Source organism: Serratia sp. TMDUHS_CL (genome assembly GCF_037137105.1).
Lineage (GTDB): Bacteria > Pseudomonadota > Gammaproteobacteria > Enterobacterales > Enterobacteriaceae > Serratia > Serratia nevei.
Window position 1 is genome coordinate 449657 of record NZ_JBBBDV010000003.1, and the last position, 21115, is coordinate 470771.

The window sequence follows — 21115 nt, forward strand, 5'->3', positions numbered from 1 at the left end:
TAAGGTAATTTGCTGATGGCAATGACGACTGACGCGGGGGCTAATGGGCATGAACGAGAAAATCGACTATCACATCGAGAAATACCATTTCGCGCCGCTGGATGAGGCCCCGCGGCTTGCGCACCAGTGGAGCGAGGTGCTGAACGAGTGCCGCGAGACGCAGGCCGGAGCGGAGGAGCGTCTGCGCATTGCGCTGCTCAACGTGGATTATGTGACCAGTTTCGAACTGCCTTTCCGGTTATTGCTGGTGCGGGCGCCGCAGCTGATCGCCGGAATACGGGAGGAGCTGCCGCTCAGCCAGAAGAATGTGGTGTTCAACGGCAAGCGTTTCGGCTGCGTCTACAGCCTGAAAAGCGATTTGAGCGGCGTGCCGGAGGCCTTTCAGTACAGCCTGTCGACCCGCATTCACCGCCGGGCGGCATCGGGCGTGGACGCGCTGCCATACCGGGAAATCGCCAAGGCGCTCAAGGCGCCGCGTGAGCGGCTCAGGTTGGCGCTCGAGCAAGGGCTGCCGGTAACGGCGCTGGACGGATTGTTCTGGTTCGGCATCCAGCGCATTGCCGCCGAGGTGCGCAGGCTAAGAAAAACCGGCATGGCGATCGTGACGGCGGAAACGGAGATCTTCGACACCCTGACCGGCACCACGCGTAAGGTCCCGGTGTACCGCCTGGCCGAGAGTTAATGGCCGATAGCCGGCGGTTCAGACTATAAAGCTTGATTCCCGCCGGGCTTTGCCTGGCTCTTCCAGGTTCTTTTTTTACCCGCATCTCCTCGCCGCTCGGCAAGCAAACCGACGCGACGTATTCCTCAAACCTGAACCGTGTTCGTTCTGCCGCTGCACAACGCAAACGACGGGCCACCGCCGATAGCCGGTGCCACGATGGTGTTTCCGGTCGGCGGCGTCGTTTGCCGCCCACCTTTGGCTAACATCGACGAGGGTTTGAAGGAGAAGAGTATGTTGAAACGTTTTGCACTGCTGTGCTGGTGCCTGTTCGGCGCTAACGCGCTGGCGGCGGGCCCCAATGCCAATATCAAGTATTACGGCTATGACTGGCTGGACTTTTATGAAACCGCCACGCCGTCTTTCAGCGCCACAGAAGCGCTTAAGGCGATTACCGACACCGGCTTCAGTATGACCAATCTGAATGTGGTGCACACGATGGCAAGCCTTAATCTGCCCGTTTGCGCCGGTGGCACCTGCGCCGTGAACATTCAGGCTGGCTCGGGGGCGGTATCGGGATCGCCGTTTATCGATATCTGCCCTGGGGCGGTCTCGAACAGCAGTTGCCAGGCCGCAGGTTCCTGGAACACCATCTGGACGGTGGTCAAGAAGATCGCCGAAGCTAAATATAAGCCGGGCGCCATTTATTTTATCGATGAGCCGTTCGACGTTCCTGCCTTACAGACCGCGGGGAAATATGACGCTTACCAATACTCCAGCTATGTTTGCACCCTGCGGCAGGCTATGCAGCAGTATGGGGTCGCGATCCCCGTCTATACCATCTTGTCCTACCGGCATGCCAACAACGCTGAATGGATCCGTGAAATACAGCAGGGCGCACCCGCGACCGCGTGCCCGGCCAACGTCAAAAGCACGCCCGATTGGGTTGGGGTGGATAACTACAACTGGTCGGTGGCGGATATGTGGAGTACCTACAATCGCCTGGCGCCGATAAGCGCAGCCGGGCAAAAGTGGGTGTTGGTACCGCCTTCTACGGCGTCGTTAGGAATGAACGACCAGCAACTTCATGCGCAAATTCAACTGTATTGGGATTTCATTAATCGGTATCCGACTGCGCCCGTGGTTTACATCATGAACTGGCGGTTTGATCGCGCGGTCACCGAGAACCGCGCGGTCTTCCCCAAATCGACCGCCTTATTGTCTTTCATGGCGAACACGCTGCTCACCAAACCTTAAGCGTGCAAAAAAGGAGGTTCGAATCAGGAACCTCCTTAATTATGGTATCGCTTACCGATAGGCTTCATTGCGCGCAATCGCGTATTTGCCGCTGCCCAGCAGCAGGATGGCAAGCCCGCCCATAAAGAACACCAGTTCGTTTTCAATACCCCAGGCGCCGACGTCGGTAACGGTGAACACCTTGCCAGTGCCCACCATCAAAAATGCCACCACCAGAGTAAAGGCGTAAACCAGCGCGGCGGGGCGGGTGAACAGCCCCAAAATGATCAGTATCGGCGCCAGGATCTCGCCCACGTACACGCCATAGGCGATGAAGGCGGGCAGCCCCTGTTCCTGCAGCGCGCCGGCGATCCAGCCGACGCCATGCTGAATTTTCGCTACGCCGTGAAACAGCATCAGCCCGCCGAAGGTCAATCTGAGCGCCAACTTGCCGGCGTCCGGGCGATCAAAAAGACGAGCGAATGCCGCATTCAGTGATTTAACCATGGCCTTTTCTCCTGAATAGGAATGATTTTCAATCAATGTACCAGTCAGGTGAATGCGAAAGATGTCCTGGATCAGTAAAACGGTGGGCTTCGCGCCGACTTTTCGCGTGAGGTGGAGGGATAGTTGAAAGGCGGCGGCTCTCTCAGGGAGTGCACGTTCAAGGGGGCAGGGGAGGTTACGTTCCACTTTTTCACTCGCAATAACATTCTCACACCGGCTGAACGTAGGGTAAAAAAAGTCTCTGGGCCGTTTTCATGCGTTACCTGGTTATGCCGCCGCACATTCTCTTTATGTCTGTTTTTACCCCTGGAGTCGCGACGGCGTCACTGTGTGAGGATGGCGGCAACATAAAGATCAATAAGGTTTTTTTCCTTAATAATAATCGACGACTCGCGTGTGATATAACCCTATAGGGTTAATCTTGTTTTTATTTTGTACTGCTAACTAATTAGCGGTTCTTTTTCGCCATCTTATTGGGAATTATCTTGCTTATTTTGTTTTGCGAAAGTTGATCCTGTGGGAAGGAATGTTGCCCGTTGCATTTATTTCCGATTTTTTCCTTGTTTTTTGATGTGAATTCAACGGTGAAGAGATTCCGACTGATTTTATGAGTGGCATTATGATCGGCTGTAAACTTTGGTGAACTATTTTTATCAGACTAAAAATAATAGAAATACTGATTTTTCAAGTTATTGAATTGTTTAATAATTGTATATTATTTTGTTAATTTTTTATTAAAAAAATAATATTTTTCCTTGATATTGGTTTTGGCTTTGCTAGTATCAAATTAGTGGTCTTATCAGTTAGGAAAACATCCCTTGAGCATGGAGTGGATCGCTGGCCATAACGGGGTTATGGCCGTCACAAGATTGAAGTGGTTATTTTGCCGGCAGGTGAAATGATATTATTCATACCACTTTATCGAACCCAGCGATTTTTTAGATGCTGACTCAGTGCTGGCCTGGCGTAAAAGAATACGTCGGTGAATGGGGGATGAATCTTAAGTTAATCTGATCATTACCCTGGGTTAACTATAAAAAATGTGCTTTATCAACCCAGCTGTTTGCGCGCCAATACCGTGTTAGGTGCGCCACGGCGGAATGTTAACTCAGAACCTAAGCTTTAAAATTAATAATCAAAACTCTCGCCAAATTGTTTATTTTCACACCAGGTTTCGCATTTGTAAGTACTGAGTGCTGGAAATGAAAGTCACACTGTCATCGTGTTCTCATGATCATTGCGTGCTACCCGATCGCAAGAAACGAATGACTGTCATGCTTGTATGAAAAAAGTTCACTATTTACCATAGTTACCATTTGATTGTTAAATTATTTGTATTCTGAGGTTTTATTGGAATTATCCTACCAACGGAGAAACGTTGTTTTTAGGGCATTTTTTGATTTTTTTCCTATTATTAGCTTGCATAATTATTGTTTGTAACTTGTTGATTTTAAAATGAAAAAATAAACATGTAAATGTAAAATAGTTTAAACCGATCACTGAGTTTTTATTGATAGGTTTAATCTATTATTATTGTTAATATTAATACATCTAAACAATTTGCGGGCTTGGTGACGACTAATTACGCTAAAAGGACTCTGGGAAAGACTGGCGAATGTAAAAGCCCATTTTTATAGGCTTTATGTTTGTAGTGCTGATGAAAAGGATATCAGGCAATGAATGAAGTCATCTCAACAGCAGTTAACGGCGTCGAATTTGACCCTCGATACAGTGAAATTGAATTCACGTTATCGGAATTTGACAGCCAAACCGATCCGCTGAATGCCGTGGATAATGCACGCGACATCAATTGGCATGCTATTCGCGAGCAATCTGCCGCCTTACTTGAACAGTGCTTTGATTTACATGTCGTGCTGTGGTTTATGCGCGCTAACCTTCATATCGATGGTTTTTCGGCTGTCTACCAAGGCATCACGGCTATCGACGGCAAATATGCCGAAGAGGGAAGCACCATTTTCCCTCAGGCCGATATGGAGCCGGCGACGGACAGCTTCCATGCGGCCGCGTTAGGCTGGCTCGCCACCTCGTCCTGCCTGCACGAAATCAAAAACAGCAAGATCTTCCCCGATACGCCGTTAACCACCGATGAACTGCTCAATATGCGAATGGACGAGCAGGAAGGCAAAAGCCTGCATTTTTCGGAAGTGGTGAAGGTGTTGGGGCAGGCTGACAGCTATTTTGCCGGCAGAAATATGCCGTCATTAAAAGAACAGCTGTCGCAGGGAATCGACGCCCTGGAGCGCGTGGAAAACTACGCCAACCTGCAGGCTGAAGATTACCGGCTGGACTGCCGCCAGGTACGCGACTATTTAGCGCTCTTCAGCCGCCAACTGCTCTCTCTCGAACAGCAGGAATTGCCGGAGGAGATCGGCGCTGCGCCGGCCGACGCGGAAGCGGCGGAGGCGCCGGCCACCCTGCCTGGCAAATATATCCGTTCCCGGCAGGATGTCATCTTGCTGTTGGACCAGGTTTTGGACTATTTCCAAAACTATGAGCCCAGCCATCCGGCCCCCATTCTTATTCGACGTTCACAAAAAATGATCGGTATGGACTTCGCGACGATTGTTGAGGAGCTTTTGCCGGAATCTCTGGCCTCGTTAAATCAATTGTCCGGGAAGTAATTTTTCTCACAAAGGAGTTTTCCAATGGCTAAGGACTCAAGCTCTCAGAAATTTATCGGTAAAAATAACGCGCCCCGCGTGCAAATTGAATATGACGTAGAGCTCTACGGTTCACAAAAGAAAGTAGAGTTACCTTTTGTCACGGGGGTCATGTCCGATCTCTCTGGGCATCGGAAAAAACCTTTGCTGCCGATCGAAGAGCGAAAATTCCTGACGTTCGATCAGGACAATTTCAACGATCGCATGCGGGCCATTAAACCTCGTCTTCAATTTTACGTGGAGAATACCTTGAGTGAGGATGATGCGCTGCTGGACGTGGAATTAGAGTTTGAATCGATGGAGGATTTTTCGCCCGGCGCCATCGCCAAACGGGTTCCGCAGATGCAACGCCTGCTGGAGGCCCGCGAACATCTCACGGAACTGATCACGTATATGGATGGCAAATCCAGCGCGGAAGAGGTGGTGAAGAATCTGCTGGAGAAGCCCGATTTTCTGCATCGTTTGGTGACGGATGCACGTAAAACGGTCGCGGATGCGGAACAGGATGTGCAGGATTCCGGGAATAAAGGAGATGAGGAATGAGAGCGAGGCAACGACGCTATTCAGCTAAGCAGCAGGCAACGGCGGTCGCTGAAGTTGAAACGCAGGAAACGGAAAACGAGCTTGACGGTCTGCTCAAGCGTTCGTTCCGGCCCAGAACGAACGAGGCCTCAGAAGCGGTTCGTCGGGCCATCGGCACGCTGTCCGAATATGCCAACCAGGGCAAGGTCAAGGTCAGCCAGGATGTCGTATTGACCATTGAATCGCTGATCGCCCAGATCGACGAGCAGCTTTCGCAGCAGATGAACAATATCTTGCACCATAAGGAGTTCCAGAAGCTGGAGTCCGCCTGGCAAGGTCTGAGTTATCTGGTCGACAATACCAACGTCAGCGAAACGCTGAAGATTCGGGTATTGAACATCAGTCAGGATGAGCTGACGCGCAATCTGCGGCGCTACCGAGGATCGGCCTGGGATCAAAGCCCGGTGTTCAAACAAATTTATGAACAAGAGTATGGCCAGTTCGGTGGCGAGCCGTTCGGCTGCATCATCGGCGATTTTGAGTTCGATCACAGCCCGATGAGCGTGACGCTGCTGACGGAGCTGGCGAAAATTTCCGCCGCTTCGCACTGTCCGTTTATTTCCGCCGCTTCGCCGTCGCTGCTGCAGATGAGCAAGTGGAACGAATTGGGCAACCCGCGGGATATCGGCAAGATTTTCACCACGCCGGAATACGCTTCCTGGCGCCGCCTGCGTGAAAGCAACGATTCGCGTTATCTGGTGCTGACCATGCCGCGTTTCCTGTCGCGTTTGCCTTACGGTGCGAAGACCAACCCGATCGAAGAGTTCGCCTTCGAGGAGGCCGTCAGGCCGGATATGGATGATGATTTCTCCTGGGCCAACTCGGCGTATGCGATGGGCGTCAACATCAACCGCGCCTTCCATGAGTACGGCTGGTGTTCGAAAATCCGCGGCATCGAATCCGGCGGCTCGGTGGAGGAACTGCCCGCCTACGCGTTCCCTTCCGATGAGGGCGGTTATGAGCTGACGTGCCCGACGGAGGTCGCCATTTCCGATCGGCGCGAGCAAGAGCTGTCAGACGCCGGGTTCTTGCCTTTGGTGTATCGCAAACATTCTGATTTCGCCGCCTTTATCGGTTCTTGCACCATGCATGCCCCGGCGAAATATGAAGATCCGGATGCGACGGCCAACGCCAAGCTTTCCTCCCGGCTGCCGTACATTTTTGCCACGTGCCGCTTTGCACACTATTTGAAATGCATCGTACGCGACAAAATCGGTTCTTTCCGTTCCAGAGACGATATGCAGCTGTGGCTGAATGACTGGCTGATGAATTACGTGGATGGCGATCCTTCCGTGTCGACGGAAGCGACGAAAGCGCGTCGTCCCTTGGCCGCCGCCGAAGTTCGCGTTGAGGATGTTGAAGACGATCCGGGTTATTACCGCGCACATTTCTATTTGCGCCCGCATTACCAGTTGGAAGGCATGACCGTGTCCTTGCGATTGGTATCAAAACTTCCGTCAGCCAAAAAAGATGGGAGCAGATAAGTCACGGCTGGTCATTGGTTTGGATATTGCCGACGTTAATTATTAAATGGCGTGGGTGAGAATTGATATTTCATTGAAATTTAGCGGCGTTATTCTCTGCGTCATGGCTATTTATTAATGGCTAATGGGTTCCCATTGTCGCTATTTCAATGATTGCGTAGGCAATATAACGACTTATCTGAGTAGACATTTCAATTAACGTAGTAGGACCTATCAGTCAAGGAGACAAAAATGAGCACTAAAGCTTTAGTAGACTATTTTTTGAAGATTGAAGGTGTTGACGGTGAATCCCCTGACCAAACTTATCCGGGATGGATTCAGCTGCAAGCCTGGCAATGGGCGGAGGAAAATGCCGGGCGCTGGGGATTCGGCAGCGGCGGTGGTTCCGGCAAAGTCGAAATGAAAGACTTTGAATTCCGTATGGTGAGCAATAAGGCTTCGCCGAAGCTGTTTCTGATGTGCGCCACCGGCGAGCATATTCCTCAGGCAAAACTTGTTTGCCGTAAATCAGGCCAGGGTCAGCAAGATTTTATTGCCGTGACCTTCAGTAACTGCCTGGTTTCCTCATTCAAGACCGTGGGTAATATGCCGCTGAACTCCACCATCGGTACTGAAATCGATACCGTGCTGCCCACCGATGTTATCAAGCTGAATTTCGCACGTATCGAAGTTGAGTACAAAGAGCAAAACAACGATGGCTCCATGGGTGCGGTGATTAAGACGGGGTATGACCTCAAGCTTAACGCCCGCATCTGATCATTGATGTCGTAACACTTATTGCAGGCCGTCTGCCCGCAGATCTTGCGGGCAGACACACTCATTACCGCGAGGTGTTAAATGAAAGCGTCATTACCCATGCTATTCGATAAGCTCAGCGTGAGAAGTCAAAGCGGCAGCGCCGATAATTGGCGGCGCGTCCTGGTGCGCGATATCGAATTCTTATTGAATGACGCATCGCGCAGCGCAGATTTAAAACTTCACGATTATGCGCACAGCGAAAGCTCGGTATTGAATTATGGCCTGCCGTCGCTGAGCCAACGAATACCGATTAATACCGATCCGCTAACGCTGGCGAGACATATACAAAGAATCATTACGTCTTTTGAGCCACGGCTGGATCCGAAAACGATTCGCGTGGTGCCGGTAGTGAATGAGCGTCAATCGTATGTATTGGCGATCTTATTCGATATCTATGGCACCTGTTCATTACCGGGTGACGAAATGCTGGTGAATTTGCGCATAGCTCTTGATTATTCCTGTGGCGCCGTACACGTATTTGATTAATAGAGGTGACTATGTTCAGTGAGCGTTTTCTCCAATTATATAATGATGAGCTGCGTTATTTTCGCGAGGCCGGCCGTCAGTTCGCCTCTTCGCATCCCCAGGTCGCTCAGCATTTAGGCATGCATATCGACGGCGTGCTGGATCCTTTCGTCGAGCGCCTGTTGGAGGGCTCTGCTTTTCTTTGCACCCGCATCCAGGAAAAGCTGAACAACGAGCAGCCAGAATTCGCCTTGCAAATGCTTTCGCGCCTGGCGCCCTTGTGGTACACGCCGGTTCCCGCGATCGCCACCGTCGCGATTAAGCCCGATCTCTCTTTTCCCCAGTGGCATAGCCAGGTCGACCTGCCGCGCGGGAGCCGAATGACCCTGAACGATATCTCGCTGAACAACAAACCCGCCACGTTCACCACGGCGCGGCATATTAAAGTGCAGCCCGTTGAGATTGCGCTGGCGGAATGCGAAATCCTGCCGCCTCACCATTTGCCCGACGGCGCCGCCAGGCATATGCAAGACTGTTCGGCCTACGTCAGAATCGGCCTGACCACGCACGGCGTGTTGCCCGTCTCGGAACTGGATCTCGAGCCGTTGCACCTGACGTTGGCGGAAGATACGGTGCGGGCCAACCAGCTGATGGCCGCGCTGCTTAATCGCACCTTGCGCATCGTGCTATGGGCGAAAAACGACGATCGGCCGGTCATCAAAGTCTTGCAACCGGAAAGCCTGCGTCTGGGCGGCGTCGGCGACGAAGAGGCGCTGTTGCCCACCGCGGTGGGGGAATTGCCCGGCAACCGCCTGATGCGCGAGTACTTTGCGGCGCCGAGCCGCTTCTTCAGCCTGGAGCTGCATGGCGTGCGGGACTTTCTGCGCCAATGTGAACGCGTCCATGAATTCGAGATTTTGTTCGCGCTTGAGCAACGCCCGCTAACGCTGATCGGCCGCGTCAACGCCAGGGATTTTCATCTTTTCGCGACCCCGGTCATCAACCTGTATCGTCGCCATTGCTCGCCGGTGCTGCTGACGGGAGAGCGCACGGAGCATCAGCTGGTGGTCGATCGTTTGAACACCTCGCTGTATGAGATTCATAGCGTCAAACAGGTGAAGGGCATGCTGCCCGACGGCAACCCGGTGATTTTCTCTTCGCTGCAGGCCGACGTGCACTACGACTGCGAGCGGGAGCCGGCCGGCTATACGTTGCACCGCCGCCGGGAACCGTCGCCATCCAAATACAACAACCCGCACCTGCCCAACGAAGATACCTTTATCGCCATTTCGCCGGGCAAAAGCGGCATCGACATCGATGACATCACGTCGCTCAGCGTCGAGGCGCTGGTCTGCGAACGGCATCTGGTGCCTGCGCACCTGCAGCAACCGCATTTTCAGCTGGAAACGGCGATGCCGATCCACCAGGTGGAGATCGTCCGCTATCCGAGCAACCCTGTCGCGGTGCCTAACATCAGCCAGGCGTGGCAAGCGATCCAGATGCTGGCCTCCAATCCTTTGCGCCATGCGCGCCCTGACGTGCAGGATTGCTCGGCGCTGTTGCGCGACTGGCTGTCGTTGTTCTGCCATCAGGATGACTCCAGCCAGCGCAAACGCATCGCCAGCATCAAAAACGCCTGGGTGGAGCACCACTTCGAACGCAATCAGGGGCCGGGGCCGCTGGCCTGGATCCGCGGGGCCGAGATCGCCGTCAACCTAAGCGCCAACCATCATGCCGATCACGGTGCCTATCTGTTCGGCAAAATATTGCACCACGCGCTGAGCCAATACGGCGACCTGAACCAAACGTTGAGCATGAAGCTGTTGCTGGATGGGGAAACCCACGCCGACTGGGGGGCGCTCTACTATGGCTGATATGTCGCTGATGCGCGAAACGGCGCTGTCGTTGGAACAGGCGCCGGCGCCGGGGGCCCAAGGCGAAAGCGTGGGCCAGACCGAAATCCGCGGGCTGTCCAATCGGCAGGATTTCTTCGAGCTGTTGCGGCGCATCGAGCGTGCGCAGCCGGATGCGCCGCGGCTCGGCGTCTCCAACGATCGCAGCCGCGAAAGGCTCTGCATCACCCAGCCGGCGGATATGGGTTTCGCCTCGCGTGAAATCGCCTCCATCGTACAACGCCCTACGCAGGTGCTGATTCAGGCGCGGCATTTCGGCATGTTCGCCCCTTACGGCCCGCTGCCGATCCATGTGACCGAGCACGCGCGCACCGAAGTCATCGCCAGGCGCAATCAGGCGTTCCAGCAGTTCGTCGGCATCGTCAGCCAGCGCTTCGCCGTACTGCATTACCGGGCCTGGGCGCAGCTGAAGGCGATGATCGGGCATGACCATGACGATGACAAAAACCCGTTTTTGCATCATCTGCGGCAGACGGTGGGCGTCGACACCACGTTGGCCGTGAACCCGCATATCCAGCGCCTGCGCGAAGCCTACCCCGGCATTTATCTGCCGGGCCGCCGCTCGCTGCGCCAGCTTAACAAGATGCTGGCGGCCTACTTCGCGGTTCCCATCGAAATTACGACGCGCTACGCCAAATGGATCGACGACGGCAAAAAAAACGGCAGCCAAAAGCTGGGCAAGCTGGGGAGCACGCGCATCGGTAGCCGCTTTTTCGATGCCCAGTACGGCGCGCATATTCAAATCGGGCCGCTGGGGGCCCCGCATTATCAGCAGTATCAGCGCGGCAGCCGGCGGCTGCAGGCGCTGGTGAGCATCTGCCATGACTTCACGAGCCATCAGCTGATGTTGGACGTCAGCCTGCTGATCGCCACGGAGCCGGGCATGGCGGCGCAGCTGGGCGGCAAGTCGCTGAGTAAAGACAGCTGGCTGAAACCTAAGACAGGGACGTTTAGGCAGCTGGTTTATCAATCAACAACTTAATATAAGGAAATTTAAGGTGTATCAACGAGAACGTCTTTTTTCGCGATTGGGCCACTTTGCTTATCAGTCCTTCGTTGAAGCCACCAAGCTGTGCCGGACCTTCAGGCACGAATACGTGGAGCTTGAACACTGGCTGAAAGTCCTGGTGGACAAAGAACGCGGCGATTTGCCGCTGATCCTGGCGCACTACGCGATCAATATTCAGCGCGTAAGCGATGCGTTGGATCGCATTCTCCATACGTTGCCAAACCGGACGAATGCGGTGGTGGATCTATCGACGCAGTTGGAAACGGTGGTGGAAAGAGGGCTGCTGATGAGCCAGCTCGCCGAAACGCCGTCCGGCGGCGTGCGCACCATCCATATCCTGGTCGGCATTCTGCAGGATCCCACGCTGCAGCGCAGCCTGTACCGGCTGAGCGAAGAGTTTAAAAAACTGCCGATCCCACAGCTGTTCGACGACTACCCGGCGATTCTGGCCGAGTCTGTCGAACACGAGGAGGAGGAAGAAGAAAGCTACGGCGCGCTCGGCGAGGCGCCGGATGCGCCCGAGACGGTCGAGATACTCGATAAATGGTGTGCGGACCTGACTCGTCAGGCGCGCGACGGTGAAATCGACCCGGTGATTGGCCGCGAAGCGGAGCTGCGCCAGGTGATCGACATTTTGCTGCGTCGTCGGCAGAACAACCCGATTTTGGTGGGCGAAGCCGGGGTCGGCAAAACGGCGGTGGCGGAAGCGCTGGCCTGCAAGATCGCCCAAGGGCAGGTGCCGCCGCTGCTGCAGGGCGCCCGGCTGCTGTCTTTGGATCTGGGGCGCATGCAGGCCGGGGCGAGCATGCGGGGCGAATTCGAATCGCGCCTGAAAGCGCTGATCGACGCCATCGCGCATTCGGCCGTGCCGGTGATTTTGTTCTGCGACGAGGCGCATACGCTGGTGGGCGCCGGCGGGCAGGCCGGTACCGGCGACGCCGTCAACCTGTTGAAACCGATGCTGGCCAGGGGCGCGCTGCGCATGGTGGCGGCGACTACCTGGTCGGAATACAAACAGTTCATCGAGCCGGATGCCGCGCTGACGCGCCGTTTCCAGTACGTGCTGGTTTCAGAGCCGGACGAAGAGAATGCGGTGAACATGATGCGCGCCATCGCCCCGCATTTTGCGCAGCACCACAGCGTCAAGATCCGCGAGTCGGCGCTGCAGGCGGCGGTGCATTTATCGCTGCGCCATCTGCCGTCGCGGCAGCTGCCGGACAAGGCCATCAGCCTGCTGGACACCGCCTGCGCGCGGGTGGCGCTGAGCCAGCATGCGCAGCCTGAAAAAATCGAGTCGCTCGAGGCCGGGCTGGCGGTGAAGCGTACCGAAATGCACGGCCTGCAGGAAGAAAGCAAATTCGACGATCTGGCGCTCACCCGCATCAGCGAATTGCAGCAGACGCTCAGCGAGATGGAAGGAGAGCTGGATGCGCTGCGTCAGCGGCAGGCGCAGGAGCAGCAGGCGGTCACCACCTTGCTCGATGCAGAGCAGCAGTCGCCGGATCGTTTGCCGCAGCTGGCCACCGAGTTGGGCGAGCTGCAGGACGGCGGTCTGCCGCTGGTGTATCCGTGGGTGGACGATCGCGTCGTGGCGGAGGTGTTGTCGGATTGGACCGGCATCCCCACCGGCCGCATGCTGCAAAGCGATCTGGACAATGCGCTCAACCTCAACCAACTGCTGAGTCGCCAGATTTTCGGCCAGCAGACGGCGATCGACGAAATCGCGCAGGCGGTGAGGATCTCCCGCGCCGGCATCCAGGCGCACGATCGGCCGTTGGGCGTTTTCATGCTGTCCGGCCCGAGCGGCGTCGGCAAAACGGAGACCGCGTTCGCCCTGGCGGAGGCGATGTACGGCGGCGCGCATAACCTGATCGTCTTCAATATGAGCGAGTTTCAAGAGTCGCACACCGTCTCCACGCTGAAGGGGGCGCCGCCGGGCTATGTCGGCTATGGCAAGGGCGGCAAATTGACGGAGGCGGTGCGGCGCAAACCCTATTCCATCGTGCTGCTCGACGAATTCGACAAGGCGCATCCCGATATCCATGAAGCGTTCTATCAAGTCTTCGACAAGGGCGTGATGGAGGACGGCGAGGGCCGCATGATCAGCTTCCGCCAGTGCTTTATTTTGATGACCAGCAACATCGGCGCCGGCGAAATAGAAGCGACGCTGGCGGAAACGCCGGAGCTGAAAACCGAGGCGCTGCGCCCGATGCTGCACGACGTCCTGGCGCGCTTTTTCCCGGCGGCGCTGTTGGCGCGCATGAACGTCATTCCTTACGTGCCGCTTTCCACCGAAGCGATAACCCATATCGCCACCAAACAGATTTCACGTTTACAGCAGCGTTTGCACAAAGAAGTGGGCGTGTCGCTGGTGCTGGAGGGCGACATCCCAGGCTGGATCGCCAAACGCATCAGCGCCCATCCATCGCGCGGAAGAGCGGTCGAGTCGCTGCTGCAGCAGGCGATCTTGCCGCCGATCAGCAATGAAGTGCTGCAGCGCAAACGGACGGGACAGGAACTGCAGAATATCCAACTCATGGTCGAGAACGATAGCTTAAGTGTTTATTTCGACTGATTTTTAATTTACCGCCGGCCCGCAAACGCGGGGCGGGGTTCGATATCGGATCAGAGAGGTTGTTATGCCTTTAATCGAAATTGATAACCCGGTGTTAGCCGAATTAAATGCGTTTCCACTCAGCTTCACCACCCAAGAAGGGTTGTCGAGCAACTCGCAATATTCGCTCGAATTCGAATGCGAACAGGCGGACGTGGATTATGAATCCTTGCTGGGTGAAGGGATCCGCATCCAGATAGAAAGGCCGGATTTCGGCTCGCGGCCTTTCTATGCTTACGTGATCGGCGCGTCCGATGCGGGGCAGCATCAGGATAAGTTCGTGTACAAACTGGAGCTGAGCACCTGGCTGTGGTTTTTGATGCAGAACCGCAACAGCCGTATTTTCCAGGATCTGAACGTGCTCGACATCATCGAGCAAATCTTCTCTCGCTATGGCTTTGCCGACTACCGTCTGGATATTCAAGGCACCTATCCGACGCGTGAGTATTGCGTGCAATTTTCCGAAACGGATTTTGCGTTTATCAGCCGCCTGCTGGAAGACGAAGGCATCTGGTATTACTTCGATCACGCCGAGGATAAGCACACGCTGGTGATCACCGACCGGCAGGATTTCGACGATCTGGATTTCGGTTACGCCGTGTTGCCGTTCATGCCGGACAGCGAAGAAAACCGCGCCATCCGCGAAGGGATCCAGCGCATCCAGCGTTCCCGCAAAGTGCGTCCGAATGAAATCGTGCTGCGCGACTTCGACTTCCAGAACCCGCGCAAGAACCTGCAAACCAAGGTGGAAGAGAGCCGCCTCGGCCTGCAGAACACGCCGCTGGAGTGGTACGACTACGCGGCGGGCTATGTGGATACTGAACGCGGCGAGAATCTGGCGCGTTTGCGCCTGGAAGAAATGCAAAGCGACGGCCACCTGCTGTTTGGCGAGAGCAACGCCGTCGGGTTGATGGCCGGCAAGGACTTCTCCTTGATTTTGCACCCGGACGCCAACCGCAACCGCCGCTTCAAACTGACCCGCTGCGACTATGTGTTCGTGCAAGATGGCCCCGACAGCAGCAGCGACGGCCGCAACGTGACCTGCCGTTTCAACGCGTTGAACGACGACGTGGCGTTCCGCCCGCTGCGCGAGACGCCCAAGCCGCAGATGCCGGGCATCCAGAGCGCCACCGTGGTCGGCGCGCCCAATTCCGAAGTGCATACCGACAAGTTTGCGCGCATTCGCGTGCACTTCCACTGGGATCGCTACAAAACCACCGAGGAAGACAGTTCGTGCTGGATCCGCGTGGTGCAGGCCTGGGCGGGGAAAGGCTGGGGCGTGATCGCCATGCCGCGCGTCGGCCAGGAAGTGTTGGTGACCTATGTCGACGGCGATCTCGATCGCCCGATGGTGACAGGTATCGTTTATAACGGCGATAACCCGCCGCCTTATCAACTGCCTGAATACATCAACTACTCGGGGATGGTGTCGCGCTCGCTGCGCTTCGGCAAACCGCAGCATGCCAGCCAGCTGACCTTCGACGACAACCGCAACAACGAACGCGTCATGCTGCACGCCGAACGCGATCTGCAAACCACGGTCGAGCGCAACCAGGCCACTGAGGTGGGGATGGACAAGTTCGACATCATCCGCCGCACCTTTACTGACTGGTTCACCAACCACGTTTCTTACAAGGATTACGTCTTCAGCATCACCGGGTTTGACGCGTCGATAAAGGGCGTCAGCGCCTCGATGACCGGCGTCAGCCTCACCGCCACCGGCGTCAGCACCTCGTTCACCGGCGTCAGTACCTCGTTCACCGGCGTCAGCACCTCGTTTACCGGCGTCAGCACGTCGTTCACCGGGTTGAGCACGTCATTTACCGGGCAGAGCACCAGCTGCACCGGCGTCTCCAACTCGATGACCGGCGAAAGCAACTCCTTTACCAGCATCAGCAACAGCATGACCGGCGAAAGCAACAGCTACACCACGGTCAGTACCAGCCAGACCGGCAGCAGCACCAGCTTTACCGGCGTGAGCGTGAGCACCACCGGCTCATCGACCAGCACCACCGGCTGCAGTATCAGCACCACCGGTTCCTCGACCAGCACCACCGGCTGCAGCATCAGCACCACCGGCAGCAGCGTGAGCACCACCGGCAGCAGCGTCGGCACCACCGGCAGCAGCGTCAGCAGCACCGGCAGCAGCGTCAGCAATACCGGCAGCAGCGTCAGCAATACCGGCAGCAGCACCAGCACGACGGGGGTGTCCATCAGCTACACCGGCGCGTCACTGTCCGAGACCGGCGTCGATTTGAAAAAAGTCGGGATGCAAAGCAAAAACTAACGAGGCGCGGCAATGAGAATCATACGGCCACAGCAATTGGTAGTGATTAAAGGGGGTTACCAGATCGGCGCAGACAGCCGGCTCGGCATCAGCGTCGTGGCCGGATGCTACCTGTCCCGACCGGAACACTTCGTGAACGAGGCCGAAATCTGGGAGGCGTGGAAGCGTGCGCCGCTCAGTCTGCCGGTGTTGGACGTTGCTGAGCCGAAGCCGTTCGCCGAATACCTGATCGCCGGCCATGCCGGCGTCGGGCAGCCGGTAAAAACGCTGGACGTCAGCGCCGACATCGGTGGGCTTAAGCGCCGTTGGCGGGTGGAGGGCGAAGGGCGACGCGGCGCGATGGGGGCGGAACCGTTCCTCAGCGTGCCGCTGGACCACACCTCGGCCTGGGGCGGTAAAGACAGCAAGGAGAACCCGGTGGGGCGCGGTTGCAATGATGGGCTGCGGCCGCTGCTGATGACCTTGTCCGCCGAAGGTTCCGCACAGGAGCGTTCCCCGCTGGCGGCGCCGGCGCCGGTGCCACACGAGTTTTCGCTGCGCAAGGCGCATATCGATAAGGTGGCGGGCCAGATCGCGAGCAAAGCCTATCTGGAGAAGGCGTTTCCCGGGTTGCCGGCCGATATCGATCGGCGCTATTACCAGATGGCGCCGCCGGCGCAGTGGCTGCCGGAAGCGGCGTGGCCGGATAGGGTGCCCTTCGAACTGCAGGGCGTCGGCGCGCAGAGCCAGGCGATTCGCGGCGAGCTGCCGGCGGTGCGCGGGCGGGCATTCATACGCCGCCACGATAGCGAAGGCCTCGAGGAAATCGAACTGCAGCGAAAAACGCTGTGGTTCCTGCCCGACAGCGACATGGCGCTGATTATTTTCACCGGCAATGCGCCGCTGACGCATCTTCTGGACGAGTCCATCGAGTCCCTGATGCTGGCGTTGGATCGTTGCGACGCGCCGCGCCCGTTCGATTATTTCCGGCAGGTGCACCATAAGCGCAGCGACGACGAGGCTTCGCCCTTCGAGTTCCTGTTCGATCCGGATCTGATGCCGGCGGAGATGGGGCTGAACGTCATCCAGGCGGCGTCGGATCACCCCAGCGATCTGCGTTACGATCCGTCGCCCACGTCTTTGGGCGACTCCGCCGTTTTCTATCAACGCATTCGCGAGGCGATTGCCTTGCACCAGCAACAGACGGCGGCGGAGCCCGCCCCCGTGACGTTGCCCGATTTGCCGGATCTGCCTGCCGAAGAGGGTAACGACGCGTTTTTCCCCGCTAGCGCGACCGTGGAAGGGAAAACCTTCACCGGATTGCGCAGCCCTGCGCTGTCGGACAAGCATTTTCTGCAATGCCGTTTTGAGCGCTGCGATTTTTCACAGGCCGTTCTGGAGAACTGCACCTTCGAAAACTGCGTTTTTGATGCGGTCAACCTGACGCAGGCGGCGCTGCGCCGGATCCGCATGGTGTCGTGCACCCTGCAAAAGCCGCTGATGGCGGAAAGCGCATGGCAGGAGGCGGTGCTCGAAAAAGTGACGCTGGAAGAGCCGCAGGGGCAAGGCATGCGGGCCGAGGGCGTGAAGCTGGATTACTGCGTCTTCGAGCGGGGAGATTTCACCGCGAGCCGCTTTGAGCGCGGGGCGATTGGCAACGGCATGTTCAACGGCTCGACGCTGATCCGCGCGCAATTCCTGCAAGGGGAGCTGGACGCCTGCGTCTTCAACCGCTGCCTGGCCGAGGGGGCGGTGGCGCTGGATATGGCGTTAACCAAGAACTCGTTTCTTGGCGGCAATTGGCGCGGCGTGCGCTTCGAACGTTGCCGAATCGAGAGCATGACGGCGGGGATGCAGGTGAATTTCTCCCACGGCGTGTTCAGCGACTGCTGCTTCACCAAAGTGGGGCTGAAAGCGGCGCGTATGGACAGGTGTCAGCTGCAGTACAGCGTTTTCACCGAATGCAATTTCGACGAGGCCGACCTGACGGCTTGTGCAATCGTCGGCTGCGACCTGGCCGGCGTGCGGTTTAAAGACAGCGTGCTGACGCACGCCCGCTGGCAAAACAGCAGCGCCCAGCAAGCGATGTTTTATAACGCCGATTTGCGCGATGCGGGATTTGAGCAGTGCAACCTGGCGGCGGCGAATCTGGCGATGACCTGGCAGGACGCAGGCACCCGTTTCAGCGGGTGTTTGCTGGAGCGGGCGTGTTGGGTGCCGCGCAGAATTATTCAGGGGGACTATGCGCATGAAAACTGAAAGCCGCGTGATTCAGCAGGCCCTGCCTGACACCGAGGTGATTGAGCTGGAGGTCGCTCAGGCGGTGTCGCAGACGCCACCCCTGCCGCGAACCTTCAAAAAGCGGCGCTTCCACGATCGCGAGCTGAAAGGGCTGACGCTGAGCGACTGTTTTTTCATCGACTGCCATTTCGATCGCGTCACGTTTGAAGGATGCGATTTGCGGGCGGTGCGCTTTGAGGGCTGCACCCTGAACCAGGTCAACGTGGTCGGCGGCAGCTTGCTGCGCCTGTCGTTCAACGAATGCCGGTTTGACAACCTGACGCTGCAACGGGGGCTGCTGTGCAATCTGGCGTGCAACGACACCACGCTGCGTGGGTGTTACATCGGCGACTGTCTGCTGGACGACTGCAGTTTGATCCAGTGCGAGGTCAACGGGGCGGAAGTCGAGCGCAGCAGCCTGGGGCACCTGGCCGTGCAGTCCAGCATCCTGACCAACCTGATGTTCCAACAGGACATCATTCAGGACGCCAACTGGTATGCCTGTCAACTCACGCAGTGCCTGTGGCAGGCATCGACCCTCGAACGCCACATCATGGGGAGCTGCCGGCTGGAGAAATGCAGCTGGCAGAAGATAGAGGGGCAGGCGCGCATCTGGTTCACCTGCCGCCTGTCGGGCTGCAACCTGGCCCAGCTGCGGCTGCAGGGCGCCAGCTTTCACCGCAGCGAGCTGGAAGGGTGCTCGTTCGCCGACAGCGATCTGACGTCGGCGATCTTTGCCGAAGTGCAGGCGCTGCGCTGCGATTTCGAGCGCGCGACGCTGACTCTGGCGCAGGCGCAGAAGGCCCGGTTCAGCGAATGCGCGATGAACGGCGCCCACTGGGGGCGCGCCAGGCTGACGCAGGCGGAGTTCAGGGCGTGCGATCTGGCGCTGGCCAACATGGAACAGGCCGAGATGCGGGAGGCGAACCTGATGGAACAGCCGTTGACCGCCGCCCAGCAACAGAGCGCCCGCCTGCATGGGGCGAAGCGTCATCGCGCCGAAAATGTGCCGCTTACCGCCGATCCGTTCTTGAGTGCGATCGACGCCTGGTATGCGCATCAACAACCGGGACCGCGGCAACCGTCGTATCAACGGCCAACAGGAGTAAGCAGATATGTATAAGTCCAGAAGAGAGCATCAGAAGGTCTATGCCAACGCCAGGGTGACGCCTTTGCAGTTGGTGCGCAGCGCTCCGCTTGCCGAACAAGGGGGGCGCAAGGTGGTGACGCTGGCGGCCGACGCCAATGGCGGCCTGTATGTCGATGGCATGCGCGCCCACTGCCTGGCGGTCGCCACCAGCTGCCTGGTTCAGCCGCTGGCGGGCGATCGCGTTTGCGTCATCGTCGACGGCGACAAATTGGTCATTACCGAGATCCTGTCGCGGCAACAGGCGCACGCCGTCATGACGCTGGACAGCCGCAGCGCCAACTTGCGCATCGTGGCGCCGGAGATCGAACTGCAAGGCGGCAAGCGGCTGACGTTGCGCAGCCCGCACTTTACGCTGCTGACGCGCAGCAGCCGCTGGGTCGCCGAAACGCTGCACCAAATCTCTCAACGCCTGTTTGTGCGCAGCAAGCACGCAAACCGGCGGGTGGAGGAAACCGACGAGGTGCTGGCGAAGCACATCATTCAGGATGCCCGGCAATCCCTCGTCATCAACAGTGAAATTGGTTCCCTGAAGTCTTCGGCGGTGCTGAAGATCGACGGCGGCCAGATACATATGGGGTAAGTCATCATGACCGCAGCCAACAACAACACGGCCGGGATCAGCTTCGCCGGCTGTGACCCGATGATCCCGGCGCCGGGCCCGAATACCGCGCCCAACAATACCGGCATACCGAACGTGCCTAACTATTTCCTTTGCGGCGGCAATGAACAGAACATCGGCAGCATTCGCGTGGCCACCGTCGATTCGGGCGGGGTGATCGGCGCCGCCTCGGGGACGCATTCGGCGCAGATGCAGCCGATGCAGGGGTCGGGGAAGTATTTCACCGGCGGGATGCCGGTCACGCGGTTAGGTGATTCCAGCACGACGAACAACAACAACATGGTCGCCACTCAGGTCGCGCCGAGCCAGACCAAATGTTTCGTTAATGCATAGGAGTTCAGCATGGTGAAAACGCTCCGGGGGATCGCGGCAGGGGGACTGTTGGCGGTGGGGATGCTGAGCGGGTGCAGCTGGTTTTCTCACGACGGGGCTGCCGATGCGGGGCGTCGATTGCGGTTTATCGATGTCGAGGTGACCGCCAACGACAACGTGAACCCGAATGCGGCCGGACAGGCGCAGCCGGTCAAGGTTTGCGTCATCGAAACCAATCGCTCGGGGTGGATGCCCGACGGGATTGGCGATGGCGCCCCTTGCCGCGAGACGGCGCCGTCGGAAGGGGCGCTGAGCCGGCACCAGAGCATTTTGCAACCGAGGGAGACGCTGCGTTATCGCTTCGAGGTGCCGGCGGGGCAAGAGCGATGGGTCGTCGTGGGGGCGGAATTTCAGCAAATCAGCGGGGTATTGCCGCTCGCCGAGCAAAAATCGCCCGCGCAGGCTGATTCGCAAATGAAGGTGATGGTGGGGATGACGTCACTCAGCATAGTGACTAACGACAAAATGGATGAATGAC

General features: G+C 57.3%; 17 protein-coding genes. 16 read left to right on the forward strand and 1 reads right to left on the reverse strand.

Annotated elements, in window-relative coordinates; genetic code table 11:
- Positions 1–49: 49 nt before the first annotated feature.
- The gene (locus WCL58_RS09225) at positions 50–682 is read left to right on the forward strand and encodes a helix-turn-helix domain-containing protein (protein WP_038872328.1); all 633 of its coding nucleotides are present in this window, start codon (positions 50–52) and stop codon (positions 680–682) included.
- Positions 683–955: 273 nt separating this feature from the next.
- Positions 956–1918, forward strand: coding sequence for a hypothetical protein (locus WCL58_RS09230; protein ID WP_336850963.1), 963 nt, complete (start codon positions 956–958; stop codon positions 1916–1918).
- Positions 1919–1969: 51 nt separating this feature from the next.
- Here WCL58_RS09230 and WCL58_RS09235 read toward each other — a convergent pair whose 3' ends face one another.
- Complete coding sequence (locus WCL58_RS09235; protein WP_180547432.1) at positions 1970–2404, reverse strand: DoxX family protein; 435 nt, start codon at positions 2402–2404, stop codon at positions 1970–1972.
- 1676 nt (positions 2405–4080) lie between these two features.
- Here WCL58_RS09235 and WCL58_RS09240 point away from each other — a divergent pair.
- The 14 genes from WCL58_RS09240 (at position 4081) to WCL58_RS09305 (ending at position 21114) form a co-directional block, all read left to right on the forward strand.
- Positions 4081–5046: a type VI secretion system protein TssA gene (locus WCL58_RS09240; RefSeq protein WP_147840152.1), complete on the forward strand. Its 966-nt coding sequence runs from the start codon at positions 4081–4083 to the stop codon at positions 5044–5046.
- 24 nt (positions 5047–5070) lie between these two features.
- Entirely contained in the window at positions 5071–5628 is a 558-nt protein-coding gene (tssB, locus tag WCL58_RS09245) for a type VI secretion system contractile sheath small subunit (protein ID WP_038872309.1), read from the forward strand.
- Positions 5625–7151: a type VI secretion system contractile sheath large subunit gene (gene tssC / locus WCL58_RS09250; RefSeq protein WP_019456177.1), complete on the forward strand. Its 1527-nt coding sequence runs from the start codon at positions 5625–5627 to the stop codon at positions 7149–7151. The genes tssB and tssC overlap by 4 nt, the downstream gene beginning before the upstream one ends.
- A gap of 231 nt (positions 7152–7382) precedes the next feature.
- Positions 7383–7907 carry an Hcp family type VI secretion system effector gene (locus tag WCL58_RS09255; protein ID WP_004935369.1) on the forward strand — a complete coding sequence of 175 codons (525 nt, stop codon included), beginning with the start codon at positions 7383–7385 and terminating at the stop codon, positions 7905–7907.
- Between the two features lie 81 nt (positions 7908–7988).
- A complete protein-coding gene (locus WCL58_RS09260) occupies positions 7989–8435 on the forward strand; it encodes a type VI secretion system baseplate subunit TssE (RefSeq protein WP_038872306.1) in 447 nt (148 codons plus the stop codon).
- An 11-nt stretch (positions 8436–8446) separates the two neighbouring features.
- A complete protein-coding gene (gene tssF, locus WCL58_RS09265) occupies positions 8447–10288 on the forward strand; it encodes a type VI secretion system baseplate subunit TssF (protein ID WP_055317104.1) in 1842 nt (613 codons plus the stop codon).
- Complete coding sequence (gene tssG / locus WCL58_RS09270) at positions 10281–11309, forward strand: type VI secretion system baseplate subunit TssG (RefSeq protein ID WP_336850964.1); 1029 nt, start codon at positions 10281–10283, stop codon at positions 11307–11309. The genes tssF and tssG overlap by 8 nt, the downstream gene beginning before the upstream one ends.
- Before the next feature lie 16 nt (positions 11310–11325).
- A complete protein-coding gene (tssH, locus tag WCL58_RS09275) occupies positions 11326–13911 on the forward strand; it encodes a type VI secretion system ATPase TssH (RefSeq protein WP_102984436.1) in 2586 nt (861 codons plus the stop codon).
- Between the two features lie 64 nt (positions 13912–13975).
- Positions 13976–16237, forward strand: a complete 2262-nt coding sequence (gene vgrG, locus WCL58_RS09280) for a type VI secretion system tip protein VgrG (RefSeq protein WP_087763132.1) — start codon at positions 13976–13978, stop codon at positions 16235–16237.
- Positions 16238–16249: 12 nt separating this feature from the next.
- Positions 16250–18475: a DUF2169 family type VI secretion system accessory protein gene (locus WCL58_RS09285; protein ID WP_336850965.1), complete on the forward strand. Its 2226-nt coding sequence runs from the start codon at positions 16250–16252 to the stop codon at positions 18473–18475.
- The gene (locus WCL58_RS09290; protein ID WP_225528625.1) at positions 18465–19619 is read left to right on the forward strand and encodes a pentapeptide repeat-containing protein; all 1155 of its coding nucleotides are present in this window, start codon (positions 18465–18467) and stop codon (positions 19617–19619) included. The genes WCL58_RS09285 and WCL58_RS09290 overlap by 11 nt, the downstream gene beginning before the upstream one ends.
- The gene (locus tag WCL58_RS09295; RefSeq protein WP_087763130.1) at positions 19612–20226 is read left to right on the forward strand and encodes a DUF3540 domain-containing protein; all 615 of its coding nucleotides are present in this window, start codon (positions 19612–19614) and stop codon (positions 20224–20226) included. The genes WCL58_RS09290 and WCL58_RS09295 overlap by 8 nt, the downstream gene beginning before the upstream one ends.
- 6 nt (positions 20227–20232) lie before the next feature.
- The gene (locus WCL58_RS09300; RefSeq protein WP_038872288.1) at positions 20233–20598 is read left to right on the forward strand and encodes a PAAR-like domain-containing protein; all 366 of its coding nucleotides are present in this window, start codon (positions 20233–20235) and stop codon (positions 20596–20598) included.
- 9 nt (positions 20599–20607) lie between these two features.
- On the forward strand, positions 20608–21114 hold the full coding sequence (locus WCL58_RS09305; protein WP_060420446.1) for a type VI secretion lipoprotein TssJ: 507 nt from the start codon (positions 20608–20610) through the stop codon (positions 21112–21114).
- The last annotated feature ends 1 nt before the right edge of the window (position 21115 follow it).

Excerpts from the sequence above, each read along its gene's own strand:
- WCL58_RS09255 (WP_004935369.1), top strand. The coding sequence starts at position 7,383 with ATGAGCACTAAAGCTTTAGTAGACTATTTTTTGAAGATTGAAGGTGTT.
- tssB (WP_038872309.1), top strand. The coding sequence starts at position 5,071 with ATGGCTAAGGACTCAAGCTCTCAGAAATTTATCGGTAAAAATAACGCG.
- tssC (WP_019456177.1), top strand. The coding sequence starts at position 5,625 with ATGAGAGCGAGGCAACGACGCTATTCAGCTAAGCAGCAGGCAACGGCG.
- WCL58_RS09305 (WP_060420446.1), top strand. The coding sequence starts at position 20,608 with ATGGTGAAAACGCTCCGGGGGATCGCGGCAGGGGGACTGTTGGCGGTG.
- WCL58_RS09240 (WP_147840152.1), top strand. The coding sequence starts at position 4,081 with ATGAATGAAGTCATCTCAACAGCAGTTAACGGCGTCGAATTTGACCCT.
- WCL58_RS09285 (WP_336850965.1), top strand. The coding sequence starts at position 16,250 with ATGAGAATCATACGGCCACAGCAATTGGTAGTGATTAAAGGGGGTTAC.
- WCL58_RS09235 (WP_180547432.1), bottom strand. The coding sequence starts at position 2,404 with ATGGTTAAATCACTGAATGCGGCATTCGCTCGTCTTTTTGATCGCCCG.
- vgrG (WP_087763132.1), top strand. The coding sequence starts at position 13,976 with ATGCCTTTAATCGAAATTGATAACCCGGTGTTAGCCGAATTAAATGCG.
- WCL58_RS09290 (WP_225528625.1), top strand. The coding sequence starts at position 18,465 with ATGAAAACTGAAAGCCGCGTGATTCAGCAGGCCCTGCCTGACACCGAG.
- tssG (WP_336850964.1), top strand. The coding sequence starts at position 10,281 with ATGGCTGATATGTCGCTGATGCGCGAAACGGCGCTGTCGTTGGAACAG.
- WCL58_RS09260 (WP_038872306.1), top strand. The coding sequence starts at position 7,989 with ATGAAAGCGTCATTACCCATGCTATTCGATAAGCTCAGCGTGAGAAGT.
- WCL58_RS09295 (WP_087763130.1), top strand. The coding sequence starts at position 19,612 with ATGTATAAGTCCAGAAGAGAGCATCAGAAGGTCTATGCCAACGCCAGG.
- WCL58_RS09300 (WP_038872288.1), top strand. The coding sequence starts at position 20,233 with ATGACCGCAGCCAACAACAACACGGCCGGGATCAGCTTCGCCGGCTGT.
- WCL58_RS09225 (WP_038872328.1), top strand. The coding sequence starts at position 50 with ATGAACGAGAAAATCGACTATCACATCGAGAAATACCATTTCGCGCCG.
- WCL58_RS09230 (WP_336850963.1), top strand. The coding sequence starts at position 956 with ATGTTGAAACGTTTTGCACTGCTGTGCTGGTGCCTGTTCGGCGCTAAC.
- tssF (WP_055317104.1), top strand. The coding sequence starts at position 8,447 with ATGTTCAGTGAGCGTTTTCTCCAATTATATAATGATGAGCTGCGTTAT.